At 63.2% G+C, this 14,529-nt stretch carries 9 protein-coding genes; 6 read left to right on the forward strand and 3 right to left on the reverse strand.

The window, feature by feature from the left end; translation table 11 throughout:
* Positions 1 to 43: 43 nt before the first annotated feature.
* The 3 genes from HPY65_04680 to HPY65_04690 all read left to right on the forward strand — a co-directional run bounded on the left by HPY65_04680 (position 44) and on the right by HPY65_04690 (position 4,854).
* A complete protein-coding gene (locus HPY65_04680) occupies positions 44 to 1,618 on the forward strand; it encodes an AMP-binding protein (protein ID NPU83764.1) in 1,575 nt (524 codons plus the stop codon).
* A 79-nt stretch (positions 1,619 to 1,697) separates the two neighbouring features.
* Positions 1,698 to 2,852: an acyl-CoA dehydrogenase gene (locus HPY65_04685; GenBank protein NPU83765.1), complete on the forward strand. Its 1,155-nt coding sequence runs from the start codon at positions 1,698 to 1,700 to the stop codon at positions 2,850 to 2,852.
* A 250-nt stretch (positions 2,853 to 3,102) separates the two neighbouring features.
* Positions 3,103 to 4,854 (forward strand): AMP-binding protein, encoded by a 1,752-nt coding sequence (locus HPY65_04690; protein NPU83766.1) that lies wholly within the window; start codon positions 3,103 to 3,105, stop codon positions 4,852 to 4,854.
* A gap of 159 nt (positions 4,855 to 5,013) precedes the next feature.
* On the opposite strand, the gene HPY65_04695 is transcribed toward HPY65_04690, so the two are convergent.
* Entirely contained in the window at positions 5,014 to 8,139 is a 3,126-nt protein-coding gene (locus HPY65_04695; GenBank protein ID NPU83767.1) for a sigma 54-interacting transcriptional regulator, read from the reverse strand.
* A 480-nt stretch (positions 8,140 to 8,619) separates the two neighbouring features.
* Between HPY65_04695 and HPY65_04700 the strand changes: the two genes are divergently transcribed.
* Complete coding sequence (locus HPY65_04700; GenBank protein ID NPU83768.1) at positions 8,620 to 9,774, forward strand: geranylgeranyl reductase family protein; 1,155 nt, start codon at positions 8,620 to 8,622, stop codon at positions 9,772 to 9,774.
* Positions 9,775 to 9,781: 7 nt separating this feature from the next.
* On the opposite strand, the gene HPY65_04705 is transcribed toward HPY65_04700, so the two are convergent.
* Positions 9,782 to 10,597 (reverse strand): enoyl-CoA hydratase, encoded by an 816-nt coding sequence (locus HPY65_04705; protein ID NPU83769.1) that lies wholly within the window; start codon positions 10,595 to 10,597, stop codon positions 9,782 to 9,784.
* Between the two features lie 156 nt (positions 10,598 to 10,753).
* Positions 10,754 to 11,428 (reverse strand): DUF554 domain-containing protein, encoded by a 675-nt coding sequence (locus HPY65_04710; GenBank protein ID NPU83770.1) that lies wholly within the window; start codon positions 11,426 to 11,428, stop codon positions 10,754 to 10,756.
* A 266-nt stretch (positions 11,429 to 11,694) separates the two neighbouring features.
* Between HPY65_04710 and HPY65_04715 the strand changes: the two genes are divergently transcribed.
* Complete coding sequence (locus HPY65_04715; GenBank protein ID NPU83771.1) at positions 11,695 to 13,566, forward strand: acyl-CoA dehydrogenase; 1,872 nt, start codon at positions 11,695 to 11,697, stop codon at positions 13,564 to 13,566.
* A 151-nt stretch (positions 13,567 to 13,717) separates the two neighbouring features.
* On the forward strand, positions 13,718 to 14,488 hold the full coding sequence (locus tag HPY65_04720) for a UDP-2,3-diacylglucosamine diphosphatase (protein NPU83772.1): 771 nt from the start codon (positions 13,718 to 13,720) through the stop codon (positions 14,486 to 14,488).
* Positions 14,489 to 14,529: the final 41 nt, after the last annotated feature.

Here is a 14,529-nt window from a genome sequence, read left to right on the forward strand (position 1 = left end):
TCGGCCGAAGGAAAGCCGGGGTGAAAACAGAGGAGGTTGAGCGATGATATTCGGCACGACGGTCGGAGAGCTGTATGACCGGTGCGTCATGAATTTCAGGCACCGGGTGGCCATGAAGTACCATGACGAATCGTACACATACGACGACATGCAGAAGGCGGCCTACAGCCTGGCGAACGCGCTGACGAAGCTGGGGCTGAAAAAGGGAGACACGACGGCGTTCCTGATGGCCAACTGTCCCGAGTACATCTCCTGCGAGTATGCCCTGGCGAAGATCGGCGTGATCCGGGTGCCCCTGGCGGTCCTGCTGACCAACGACGACCACGTATTCATGATAAACCACGCGGAATGCAAAGCCCTGATCTACCATGAGAAGATGGCGTCCCGCGTGATGGAGATGCTTCCCCGCCTCAAGACCGTCAAGCACTTGATCTGCATCAGCAAGGACCATGAAAAGATCGCCGAAGGCCATCTGCACCTCCAGACGCTGATCAAGGACCATCCTCCGGAGGTTCCGCTCGTGGACATCGACGAGGAAGACCTGGCGGGGATCTACTTCACCGGAGGAACGACGGGCGTTCCCAAGGGGGTCATGCTCTCCCACCGGGCCTGGACGGGCACGTACATCACCGAGATGCTGGAGTTGGGCTTCGGCTATGACGAGGCGTTCGCCTTCGCGACACCCCTCACCCACGCGGGGGGCTGCCTGATGATTCCCATCATGATCCGCCGCGGGGTCTGCGTCATCCTCGACGGGTTCGATCCCAAGAGTTTTCTCGCGGCCGTCGAGAGGTACGGGGTTACATCGACGTTTGTGGTGCCCACGATGATCTATGCCCTGCTCGATTATCCGGACCGGGGGAAGTACGATGTCTCGAGCCTCCGGAACATCGTCTACGGGGCCGCCGCCATCGCCCCGGAGCGGTTGAAGCAGGCCATCAATACCTTCGGACCCATCTTCACGCAGCTCTACGGCCAGACCGAGGCGCCCATGATGATCAGCGCCCTGCCCCGGGAGGAGCACGTTATCAAAGACCCGGAGCGGGAGCGGCAGATCTTCAGCTCCTGCGGAAGGCCCACGTTTCCGGCGATTGTCCGGCTCGTCGACGGTGACGGGAAGGACGTGCCCCAGGGGGAGGTGGGGGACATCGTCTGCCGGCACATCAACGTCATGAGCGGCTACTGGAAGAATCCCGAGGCCACCGCAGAGACGATCCGTGACGGCTGGCTCTGGACGGGCGACATGGCGAAGATGGACGAGGAGGGGTTCCTCTACATCGTGGACCGCTCCAAGGACATGGTCGTCAGCGGCGGATTCAACATCTTCCCGCGGGAGATCGAGGACGTCCTTTTCGAGCATCCCGCTGTGAAAGGTGCTGCGGTCATCGGAGTTCCCGACGAGAAATGGGGAGAGGCGGTCAAAGCGATCGTCGTCCTCCATGAAGGAAAGACCGCCACGGAGAAGGATCTGATCAACTTCGTGAAGGAGCGCAAGGGAAGCCTCATCTGTCCCAAGACGGTCGAGTTCTGGGATGCCATCCCGCTGACCAACCTGGGGAAGGTCGACAAGAAGAAGATCCGGGAGCGCTACTGGAAGGGTTACGAGCGCAGGGTCTGAGAAGCGAGCGAGCCCCCCGATCCGCCCTGTCCCTTGACGGGCGGAGGGGCGGCGGGGAAAGCCTGAAAGGGAGTTCAAGATGGATTTCAGACTGACGGAAGAACAGGAAGTGATCAGGGATACCATCCGCCGGTTCATCGCACGGGAATGCACCCGCGATGCGGCCCGGGAAGCGGACACACAGGGGGGCTTCCCGGAAAAGCTGTACCGTCCCCTGGCCGACAACGGGTTCTGCGGCCTTGTCGTACCCGAAGCGTACGGCGGCGGAGGCCGGAACGTCCTGGCGGCGGCGCTCATTGTCGAGGAACTGTCGGCCGTCTATCCGGCCCTGGCGGGGGCCTTTGCTGCCTGCGCCTTCGGGGGAGGAAAAAATCTGGGCGATCTGGGCAGCCCGGAGCAGAAGGAACGCCACCTGCCTTTCGTTGTCGACGGGTCCGCACTGTTTGCCGGCGCCATCCTGGAGCCGGACGGGGGGTACGGCCGCTTCGCCGCCGGGATGACGGCTGTTCCGGACGGAGACGGGTTCCTGCTCAATGGAACGAAACAGTTCGTCCGCCTGGCCGGCCGGGCCGCGGCGATCCTCACCCTGGCCCGGACAGGCCCCGGAAATCCGCCCCGGGAAGGTCTTTCCTTCTTCCTGGTGGACGCGAAGAAGCCGGGAATAGCGGCCGGAACGGCGGATCTGGTGGGAACCGCGAGCCTCGGCATCGGTGAGGTCCGCTTTGAGAACGTAGCCGTTTCGCGGGAGGACGTCCTGGGCGGCCCGGAAGGGCTCAATCGGGGCTGGGAGCAGTGGGCGGTGCTGCAGGAAGCGGAACACCTGGAGATTGCCGCCTGCGGGCTGGGGATCGCCCAAGGGGCATACGACTACGCCGTCCAGTACGCAAAGGAGCGGGTCCAGTTCGGCCGTCCCATCATTGCCTTCAGTGCCGTGAAAGACATGCTTGTCGACATGGCCGTGCGAATCCGGGCGGCCCGCCTGGTCGCCCGGCAGGCTGCCTGCCTGGCCGACGAAGAGAAGCGCTGCGCCGCGGAAGCGGCGACGGCCAGGATTCTGGCCGTGGAAACGGCCAGGAAGGCCTCCATGGACTGCGTTCAGGTTCTTGGGGGATACGGATACACCATGGAGTACGACGCCCAGCGCTATGTACGGGACGCCCTGGTCCTCTTCGGCGGTGCAGGTCCGCAGGAGATGCTCAGGGAGGACCTCGGGGAGCTTCTGGGGCTGGGTTGACACTCCCGGAACGACGTCTTTCAAACCGCCCGCAATCACGGGTATTCATCTCCACCCTGCGGGAAGAAGGAGAAACCAGCAATGAATAACGCCTGACGCCGGCTGAAGGACGGCGGCGGGCACGGACCCCGGGTCCCCGGGCGCCATCCCCTCCGGATGGCGTCGACGGAGAGGTGTTCCCTGCGCACGGCCGGATCGGCCGGATGCGGAGGAGGCGGACGAACCCCGGGAGAACGGGAAAGGAGACCCTATGGCTGATCAGAATTTACTTCGCGTGGATGAATCGAAACCCTGGCTGCAGCCTGAGGCCGGATGGCCCGAAAAGGTTCCGAAGAACATCGATTTCCCCCGGATCACCCTCTACGAGATGCTGGCGGAGTCGGCGGCGAAATACGCCGACCATCGTGCGGCCTGGTTCCTGGAGTCTTTCATGACCTACCGGGAGATCCTGGGCCACGTGGACGCCTTTGCCCAGAGCCTCCGCAAGCTGGGCCTGAGAAAAGGCGACGTGGTCGCCCTGATCCTGCCGAGCTGCTTCCAGTACGTAGTCGCCTATTACGCCTGCGCCAAGCTGGGGGTCATCGTGACGGGCATCAATCCCACCTACAAGCCGGGGGAGATCCTCCACCAGCTGAACATCACCGGGGCGCGGACCCTGATCTTCCTGGACGCCCTCTACGAACCGCTGCTCAAGCCCATCGAGCAGGATCTGCACATCCACCACTGGATCAAGACGAACGTGGCGGATCTTCTCAAGATCGCGGACTGGAAGAAGTGGATGGCCAAGAAGCTCAAGAAGATCCCCACCGGTCCCGTGCCCCCCGAATCCCTCTGCTTCCTCGACCTTCTGAAGGCGAAGCCGGAGCCGCTGCGGACGGCCGTGACCCCCGACGATGTAGCCACGTACATCATGACCGGTGGGACAACGGGCGTTCCGAAGGCGGCGGTGCTCAGCCATTACAACTGCGTGTGCAACGCCATCCAGGTGGGTGCCTGGATGTGGACCATGGTACCCGGGGCCTGCATGATCGGGATTCTGCCCCTGTTCCACTCCTTCGGGATGACGGCCATCATGAACACGGTGCTCCACTGCGGGATGTGGATGATGCTCTTCCCGCGGCCCCCCGAGACGGAGGTGCTCCTGAAGACGATCTGCGACATCGCCCCGGACCAGCAGACCTATTTCCCGGGAGCGGAGGTCATGTTCCAGCGGATCGCCGACTTCCCGGATATCGGCAAGTATCCCATTGCGACGAAGCTGTACGGCTGCATCTCCGGGGCCGGCCCCCTGCACCGGAACGTCAAGGAGAGCTTCGAGAAGCTGACGGGGGCGCGTCTCATTGAGGGCTACGGCCTCTCGGAGGCCTCGCCGGTCGTGGCGGGTGGTCCCATCAGCGATGTGGACACGACAGGAACCATCGGACTGGCCCTGCCGGGCCTCGAGTGGAAGATCGTCGACATGTTCACGGGCGAGGGCGAGATGCCCGTCGGGGAGAGCGGCGAGCTCATCATGGCGGGCCCGACGGTCATGCAGGGATACCTGAACAACCCGGAAGAGACCGCCGATACGGTCCGCCTCCGGGAAGACGGCAAACGCTGGCTCTACACCGGCGACATCGGCTTCATGGACGCCCATGGGCGGGTGACCCTCAACGATCGCAAAAAGCAGCTCATCAAGGTGAAGGGCTTCTCGGTCTTCCCCACGGAGGTGGAGCAGCTCATGGGGGTTCACGAGGGAATCAGCGAAGTGGCCGTGGCGGGCCTGCCGGACCCGGAGACGGGAGAGGCCATCAAGGCCTGGGTCGTCCTGAAGGAGGCCTGGGTGGGCAGGATCACGGAAGACGGGCTCAAGGACTGGTGCAAGGCGAACATGACCCACTACAAGGCGCCCAGGCACATCGAGTTCATCAAGGAGATTCCCAAGACCCTGGTGGGAAAGGTGATGCGCCGGGAACTGCAGGAAAACGACCCGCTCTACATTGCAAAATACGGAAAGGCCTGAAGCGGGGAAGGCCTTTCTTTCAACGGAAGGCGACCGGCGGATTTTCTGCGGGCCGTCTCCCGTGCCATCGATTCCTTTCCGTAGGCAGGCCGCGGCCCCTGTTCCGTGCCCCTCCACACCGGAGCCGCCGCGGTCTGCCGCTTTTCTTCAAGAATCCCGTCAGGAAGAGGTCTCGGGCCTTTGGATCCCCAGTTTCTTCATCCGGAAGGCAAGGGTTGAAGGGGGGAGTTCCAGAAGCTCTGCCGCCCCGCCCTTTCCCCGGACCTTCCATTTCGTCTTCTGCAGAGCCCAGAGGATGTGACGCCGCTCGTTGTCCATCAGGCTCACGCCGTTGCCCGGGGGCGGTGCCTCGGAGAAGCGCGACCCCAGTTCCGGTACCCGGAACACCGGGCCGGGATTGAGGATCGTTCCCCGCTCGATAATGTTCTCCAGTTCCCGGACGTTTCCGGGCCATTCGTAATCGAGCAGCTTCTCCATTTCCACTTCGGGGATCTTGGTAAACTCTTTGCCCCGTTTCTGGGCGTAGATCCTGAGGAAGTGGAAGGCCAGAAGGGGGATGTCCTCACGACGCTCCCTGAGCGGCGGCACGTAAATGGGGAAGACGGCGAGGCGGTAGTACAGGTCCGGGCGGAACTTCTGGGTTTTTACGTCCATCTCCAGGTTCCGGTTCGTCGCCACCAGGAGCCGGAAGTCGGAGCGGATGGTTTCGCTGCCTCCGACCCGCTCGAACTCCCGGGTCTGGAGGACCCGGAGGAGCCGTACCTGCAAGTCCAGGCTGATCTCGCCGATCTCGTCGAGAAAGAGTGTTCCGCCGTCGGCCAGCTCGAAGCGGCCGAGGCGCCGGCGGATGGCTCCGGTGAAAGCCCCTTTCTCGTGGCCGAACAGCTCGCTGGGGATCAGGCTTTCCGGAAGGGCGCTGCAGTTCACCTTGATGAAGGGCTTGTCTCGCCGCGTGCTGTGGCGGTGGATGGCCCTCGCCACGAGTTCCTTGCCCACGCCGGTCTCGCCGATGATCATCACCGTTGCGTCCGTTCCGGTGACCTGGTCGATCTGGGCCAGAACCCGGTGGATCCCCGGACTATCACCGATGATGTCGTCGAAATGCAGGTTCTGGAGGTGTTCTTCCTTGTAGTAGAGATTTTCCTCGCAGAGCTTGCGGTTGAGCCGCTGGATCTCGTCGTAGGCCCGGGCATTGTCCAGGGCGAAGGCCGCCAGGGCCGCGAAATAGGACAGGAGATCCAGGTCCGATTCCCGGAAGGCGCTGGAGAGAAGCCGGTTGTCGTGATAGAGGACCCCGACGGTCTTGTCCCGAAGAATCATGGGAACGCAGATCCGGGACCGGATCACCTCGGCACCCGGGCTCCCGTTCCCTTTTTCGGGCGTTCCGTCGGCCAGGATCCGGCCCTTGCCCGTCGCGGCCACCTCCTCGATGATCTTCAGGGACGAGGCGAACGAGCCGTGGCTCACCTGCTCCGAGGTCAGGTTCTTCGATGCCCGCAGAACCGGCCTCGGTTCGCCCTCCACCCCTTCGAGGAGAAAAATGGCGCTCCGCTCGGCCCCGGTGATCCGGTTCAGGGTTGAGAGGATGTGCTGGACCAGGTCCCGGTTGTCCTGGATTGTGACCACCTTCTGGCCCAGGTTCAGGATTTCCCTCAGGAGCGATTCCCCGGCGGGCCGATCCCCGAGCAGTATCCGGAGTTCGTCGGGAATGAGCTTGTCGTTGAACGCATCCAGGGTCTCCGAGGTCATGACCGTCAGTACCTTGGCTTCTTCCCGGTCTCCTTCGGCCAGGTACTGGCGCGCCAGTTCCAGCCGCGATTTGGCCAACTCGATCTGCTGCCCCGATTCCTCGATGTTTGCAATGGAGTCCCTGAGTGACCGGATCACCTCTTCGCGCGGACGGCCCTCCCGCTGCCACTGTTGCGCCTGGAACCGGTAGGCGACTCCCTTTAGAAAGATGTTGTGCCCACCGATCATTGCCTGAATGTCTTTATCCAGGCAGAGTTCCTCCATGGCCGGGAGTTCCCCCCTGTCCATGGCGGCACGGAGTTCCAGGAGGTAAGGGTACAGGTAAACCGTTGTGTGAACCTTCCGGGTGTGGTGGAGGAATTCCCGGAGATTCTGCAGAGACTGCTCGGTATCCCCCTTGAGGTAGTACGCGTAGGCCAGGGACATCTTGCCGGTGATCCATACCCAGTCATTGTGGGCCCGTTTTGCCATTTTCGCGGAGTCTTCCAGGTACCGGATGGCCTCGTCCACCCGGCCGATCTCCAGCATGACGTTGCCGATGTTGCCCGCCGTATAGGCAGCCAGGTAGAGATCCCCCTTGCCCAGTCCATGGTTCCGGAGGGCGTCCAGCATTCCCAGTCCCTGGGTCACCTGGCCGATCTGGGCGTAGCAGTAACCCACGGTCATGACCGCCAGCAGGGGAAAGCCTCCCTGGGGATACCGCTCGATGTCCGGGACGGCTTTTTCGTACATCCGGACCGCCTCCTGGAACCGGCCCTGCCAGAAAAGGAAGAACGCGCTGAAGGTGGTTGCCGATTGCAGGACGCGGGGATCGTTCAGCTCCTGGGCCAGGGCCCACCCCTCCTCGAAATGCCGGAGGGCGCTGCCGTAGCGGGAACGAAGCCACTCATTCTTGGCCATGTGCATCTTCAGGAGGGCCCGGGCGCGGTCGACCTTCCAGCGGGTCGCCTTTTCAAGGGCCGACTCCAGGATGGAGAGGACCTTCATCGTGTCGTGCCGTGCCGTGGAGATCTTGGAGTACTTGATGGCTGTCTCGCTGAAAAGACCGTCCGCCTCGCGTCCCGTCAGTGCGGCGAGATCCTCCAGGGCCTTGCTGTAACACTGGAGGGCTTCCTCCGGACGAAAGGCCTCGAGGTGCAGATCCCCCGCCTTGATCAGGTACCGGCAGCGGTTGGCGTCGTTGAGGATGTGGATCAGGTGGTGAGCGACGGCGTGGGCCTTCTCCTCGTTGTCCGGGAGCTGCCGCATGAGGATATCGGCGATGTAGCCATGGAGCCGCTTTTCTTCCCGGGGATCGAGCGTCGCCCGCAATCGCTTGCGCTTCTTGTCGCTGGCAAATCCGTAGTAGCCGGGTTCTTTCCGGACCAGGCTGCCGTCCGCGACTCCCTGCTCCAGTTGGGCCAGGATCTGGGACGGCTTCAGGTCTGCCAGGAGATCCACCAGCCAATCGATGCAGAAATCGTCCCGAAAGAGGGAAGCGATCACCAGGGTTTTTTGTCCGTCGAATCCGCTGTTTCCGTTGGAATGGTAATACACGGCATCGGCCTCCCCGAAGTAACGCGGAATCCTACACCAGAACGGTATTTTTTTCAATCGGGCAAAGGGGTTAAGTCTTGTCTTCCGTCTGTGGTGGGCGTTTTGGGAAAAGCGTTCCGTGGACGCCGCCCGGATGCCGGGATCCGAAAAGAGGGAGTGGGGCTTTGACTTTGCAGGGCTTGTCGTTTATAGCTTTCCCGTGCCTCCGGCCCCCTGCCCAGCCGCGCCCCCGCGGCTGGATGTTTTGTCCGCGGCGCGGGGGCTGTCACGGGGGCTTCCGCCGTCGCGAAAACGTTTCCGTCCTCTGCCTTTTGAAACCGGGCAGCCGTGAAAATGGAAACGTTTTCTAATTGCTCCTCTGGAAACCCCCGGCCGCGCCCCCGCGGCTGGACGGCTGGTTTCGGCGCGGGGGCTGTCACGGGCGGCGCAGGGGGGGATCTCCATCCGCCCCTGCATTCTTCGGATGCAAGGATCGGGTTCGTGGAAAACGGGAAGCTCTATGACGTGATCATTGCCGGTGCTGGTCCCGCAGGGACCGCGGCGGGTCGGATGCTGGCCGAATCGGGTGCCCGTGTCCTGATCCTGGACAAGGCCCGGTTTCCCCGCCAGAAGCCCTGCGGCGGCGGCCTGCCGCCCCACATCGTTCCCCTCGTGGGGCCCCTTCCGGGGCATGTCCTGGAATCGTCCGTCGGCAGAGTCCGCTTTTCCTATGCCGGAGGCCGCCCGTTCGACGTGGTGCTGGATCCGCCCGGCATTGTCATGGTGATGCGGGACCGCTTCGACGACCACCTCCTGCAGTGTGCGGAGGAGGCGGGATGCGAGGTCCGGGAGGGGCTGGAGGTGACGGGCGCTTCGGAAGGGGACGACTCCGTGGAGGTCGTGACGGAAGACGGCGGGTCATGGCGGTCCCGATGGCTCATCGGTGCCGACGGGCCGCTCAGCCGGGTCGCCCGGACCGTCGGTCTCTTTCCCCGGAGGTCCCTGGGCATCGGGCTCTCTGCGGAGACGGAGGTTTCGCCGGCAGACCTGGAACGGTGGGGCGGGACCATCTGTATCGATTTCGGAGTCGTGCCCGAAGGGTACGGGTGGGTCTTCCCCAAGCGGAGCCATCTCTCCTGCGGCATGGCGACCATGCTGCCTCGGCTGCCGGACATCCGTAGGAGGCTCCAGGACTTCCTGGACCGGACCCCTGCCACGAAAGGCAGGATCCGCACCCGATTCCAGGGGCATCTCATCCCCTACTGCGACGGGACGCCGGCGATCACGTCCCGCCGAACCCTGCTCGCGGGAGATGCGGCCAGCCTCGTGGATCCCCTCACGGGTGAGGGAATCCACTTCGCCGTCCTGAGCGGACGGATGGCCGCCCGGGTCATTGCGGAAGGACGGCCGCTCCGGGAGTATGAGGAGCAGGTGAACGACGAGATCCGCCTGGACCTGCAATATGCCGCCCGCCTCGCCGGCCTGTTCTACCGGTTCCCCGGCGTTTCCTATCGCATTGGTGTCCGGAGCCGGCGGGCCGTTCGCTACTTCGAGGAACTCCTGGCGGGGAAACGGACCTACGGGTCCGTCCACGCAGAGCTGAAATCCCTCTTTGCCGCCCGGTTCCTCAGGGGCATCGGCGGCCGCCGAGACTGAGGAAGAATCAGTCCTTCTTCTTCCCCTTGCCGGCGGACTTCATGGCCGCCTCCTGAACGTCCCGGATGCTGAAAAAAGAGGAATTCCAAAGGGCCACGTAATCCAGTCCCTCCTCGACGCTGTGGTTTTCCATGAAGTTCAGGAGCCGCTTGGATCCCCTCACGGCGGAGCGAGGGTTGTCGGTGATCTCCGCCGCCAGCTTCAACGCCCCCTCCAGAAGCGCTTCCGGTGTGTCGAATATCTCGCTGAGCAGGCCCATCCGGAGGCACTCGGCGGCGGTGAAGTCCCGGGCCGTGAAGGCCATGAGCCTCGCATTGCCCTGGCCGATGATCCGGGGGAGCCGGTTCAGGCTGCCCATGTCCGCCACGATGGCGACCCGTGCTTCCCGGAGGGAGATGACGGCATCGCTCGACGCCAGGCGGATGTCGCAGGCGGCGGCCAGGTCGAGCCCTCCGCCGAGGCAGTAATGGTGGATGGCGGCAATGTAGATGTTGTCGCCGCTGTGCATCCGGTTGAATCCCTGCTGCATCTGGAGAATCAGGCGGCGGAAGTCCTCCCTGTTCGCGGGGGTCGCAGCGCTGATGGTCTCCAGGAATTCCGAAGCGAAACCGAAGATATCGATGCCGACGCTGAAGGCCCTGCCTTTTCCGGCAACCACGACCGCCTCCACCTCGGGGTCCTTCTCCAGTTCGTCCACCACCAGCGCCAGGTCCCTCCAGAAAGGCCAGTTCATGGCGTTCATCTTCTCCGGCCGGTTCAGGTAGAGGATGGCGGTCTTCTGTTCGGGTCTCTTTTCCACCGTGTAGGTTTCGTACATGTACATGCTGCCTGTACTCCTTCCTTTTGAGATATGCTGCAGGAGCGCCGTCAACGGCCGCTCCGGGAATTGCTCCGGTTTATGCCGGAGTCGCCCCGGCCTCGCCTCTGCGGGTGGATGGTTCTTCCGTGGCACCGGGTTCGTCATGGCGGTTTCCGCGTCTTATTTCCAGACCCCCCAGAGGATTGCCAGGACCAGGGCCGGGATCAGGTTGCCGATCCGGATTTTCGTGAGCTCCAGGAGGTTGATCCCGATGGCCACAATGAGGAGCCCTCCCGTGGCGGTGACCGCGTCGAGGACCGCGGGGGCCTGGAGGAAAACAAGCCGCGACGCCAGGAGCGTCAGGCTCCCTTGGACGGCGAGGACCGAGAGGGCGGAGAAAAGGACGCCCGGACCCAGCGCGGAGGCCAGGGCGATGGACGCCACGCCGTCGAGAAGGGATTTGATGTACAACGTCCGGGGATCCCCCGCCACGCCGTCCTGGATGGAGCCGACGATGACCATGGCGCCCGTCACGTAGAGCAGGGAGGAGGTGACAAAGCCCTCCACGAACGTGGAGGAGCCGGAGCGGGCCCGGGCCTTCAGCCACTCGCCGAGTTGCTCGATCCACCCTTCGAGGTTCACCGCCTCGCCGATGATGGCGCCGAGGAGCAGGCAGGCGATGTTGGCCATAAGTTCCTTGCCGGAGAGGGCCATCTGGAGACCGATGAGCAGGGTCGACAGGCCGAGGCACTGAAGAAGGAGCGTTTTCATGCGCTCCGGAAGACGTTTCCCCGCGGCCAGGCCGAGGAGGCTTCCGGCGACGACGGCGCCGGTGTTGACAATGGTTCCGGTCAAGAGAGACTCCGGGATTGGATTGCGGCGGCAGTCCCACGCTTGTACCGGAGGCCGGAAAAGGTTGTCAATGAGTTTTATAACTATCCGATTAGCAAGCCGAAAATGTTGATTTGCATGTCAAGTACCGCTTTCCCTGCCGGACCGATTGTGCTATGCATCTCCCCAATGTCCCGGAGAAGGGAGCCGGCCCGCGATCCCGCCGGCCAAAGAAGCAAAGCTCCTCTTCCCGGGCCTGAACCTCTCTTGGGAAGGAGGCAGTAAGAATCATGGGAAGCTTGATTGTTGACGAACGGGATCAGAAGTTTCTTCTCTACGAACTGCTGGACGTGGAAAAACTGTGTGCAGCGGATCGCTTTCAGGATCTCTCGGCGGATCTGTTCGACATGATTCTCACCGAGGCCCGGAAACTGGCAACGGAGGAGATCCTGCCCACCCTCGCCGCGGCGGATCGCGCGGAGTGCTCCCTGAAGGACGGCAACGTCGCCGTGCCGGAGGTCTTCCATCGTCCCTACAGGCTGTACTGCGAGGGCGGATGGATGGGCATGAGCCGCCCCGCCGAGCACGGCGGACAGGGACTGCCCATCGTGATCAGCTCGGCGGCGAAGGAATGGTTCATGCACAACTTCGCCTTTCATGCCTATCCCGGCCTCACCGAGGGGGCGGCGCACCTCGTCGAGACCTTCGGAACGGAGGAGCAGAAACGGAAATACATGGAAAAAATGTATTCCGGCGCCTGGGGTGGCACCATGGCCCTGACGGAGCCGGGTGCCGGGTCCGACGTGGGCAACCTCAAGACGAAGGCCGTCCGTATGCCCGACGGGACCTTCCGCCTCTCGGGAACGAAGATCTTCATCACCGGGGGAGACAGCGACCTGACGGAAAACATCGTCCACCCGGTCCTGGCGCGCATCGAAGGAGATCCTCCCGGGACGGCGGGCATCTCCATCTTTCTCGTCCCGAAGTTCCTGGTGAACGACGACGGGACGCTGGGAAAGAGGAACGATTACACCATCGGCAACATCGAACACAAAATGGGGCTCAAGGGCTCGGCGACCTGCCTGATCAACTTCGGCGACAACGGGGATTGTTATGCCGAGCTTCTCGGCGCGGAACGGCAGGGCATGCGCGTCATGTTCCAGATGATGAACGAGGCCCGCATCGGCGTCGGCCTCCAGGGGCTGTCCAGCGGCTCCATCGCGTATCTTCACGCCCTTCAGTATGCCAAGGAGCGGTTTCAGGGGTCGTCGCTCATGAACATGAAGAACCCCGAGGCGCCCCGGGTTCCCATCATCCAGCACCCCGACGTCCGCCGGATGCTCCTGTGGATGAAGGCCCAGGTGGAAGGAATGCGGGTCCTCATGTACTACACGGCCTGGTGCGTCGACAAGGCCCGCACGGCGGTCGAGGACGGCGAACGGGAAAAGTGGACGGGACTTCTGGAGATCCTCACGCCGATCTGCAAGGCCTACTGCTCCGACATGGCGTTCCGGGTGACCGAGCAGGCCATCCAGGTCTATGGAGGATATGGCTTCTGCCAGGAATACCCCGTGGAGCAGTTCATGCGGGACGAGAAGATCGCCTCCCTTTACGAGGGGACGAACGGCATCCAGGCCCTGGACCTGGTGGGACGCAAGCTGGGCATGAAAAAGGGCATCTACTTCATCAACCTCCTCGGCGAGATCGGGGCCGTCACGGCCCGGTACAGGGAAAGGCCCCTTCTGAGCGGGTTGTCCGACGGCGTCCAGGCCGCCGCCAACGTGCTCGGCGAAATGGCCATGTTCTTCGGAGCCAGCAGCAAGGCCGGGAAATTCATGATTCCCGTCGCCAATGCCTATCCGTTTCTCATGATGATGGGCAAGGTCGTCCTCGGGTGGCTCCTCCTCTGGGAGGCCGGCGTGGCGGAAGAAAAGCTCGAAGCCCTGTGCCGGGAGAACGGCGTCGCCCCGGAAGACCTCTTCAAGCTTTTTGAGGTCCACGATCTACTGAGAAACAACGCTGATGCGGCGTTCTACCAGGGAAAGATTGCGGCGGCGAAATACTTCATCCGGCACGTCCTGCCGGAGGTGGAAGCGGCGGCGCAGTCCATCCGCAGCGAAGACCTCTCCATGCTGGAGATTGCCGACGAGAGTTTCGGCTGAGGGGGAGGCGGTTTCCCATGACAAGGAGACGATCCGGTCGGGGCACGGGCGGCTGTTTGTGGAAGCCCCCGCGCCCTCGTGAATGCAAGGCAGAGGGACAGATTCGAAACCGATTCCGTTTCTCAGACTCCGATCCTGCTTGGGGAAATCCATGAGGGCAATTTTTCTTTCCGATACGCACCTGATCGACCGGCACGAGCCGGTCTATGGGGCGGTGATGCGGTTTCTGGAAGGATTGCAGGGTCCCCGCGGCGCACCCGGAGGAGTGCAGGCCCCCGGCGACGGGGCGGGGCGCTGCGACGCCCTGTTCCTTGCCGGGGATTTCTTTGATTTCTGGTTCGGCCGGGAGGGCCGGATCTTTCCCGATTTCCTTCCCGTCATCGAGCGGTTGACCGCCCTCCGGGACCAGGGGGTCCGGATCGGACTCTGCGAGGGCAATCACGATTTCTTCCTGGGGGACTACTTCACCGGTGTCCTGGGCATGGAGGTTTTTCCCGACTGGGCGGAACTCGATCTGGACGGGAAGCGGGTCCTCCTGACCCACGGCGACGTCATCGATCCGCCCGATTCAGGGGCCGCCCTGGTTCGTAAAGTGCTCCGGAGCCCTTTTATCTACCGGCTCCAGCGAATCCTGCCGTTCCCCTTCGTCTGGCGGGCTGCCCGCCTGACCTCCCTGGCGAGCCGCCGCTTCTCCGGGGAGGCGGAGAGCCTCCTCGTCGACGGCATGCGCCGCTTCGCCCTCGAAAAGTTCGGAGAGGGATACGATGCCGTCATCTGCGGCCACAGCCACCGGCCCGTCATCGAGCACTACGAGACGGCCGGGCTGACCCGCACCTTCCTGACTCTCGGCGACTGGCTCCGCCACTGCTCCTTTGGAGTATTCGAAGACGGCGTGTTTTCACTGTCGTTTTACAAGCCCTGAAAGGCAGGGGAGAAGCCGTCTCTGCCGGGGGGGTAAGACGA

The organism is Syntrophaceae bacterium, assembly GCA_013177825.1.
Lineage (GTDB): Bacteria > Desulfobacterota > Syntrophia > Syntrophales > PHBD01 > PHBD01.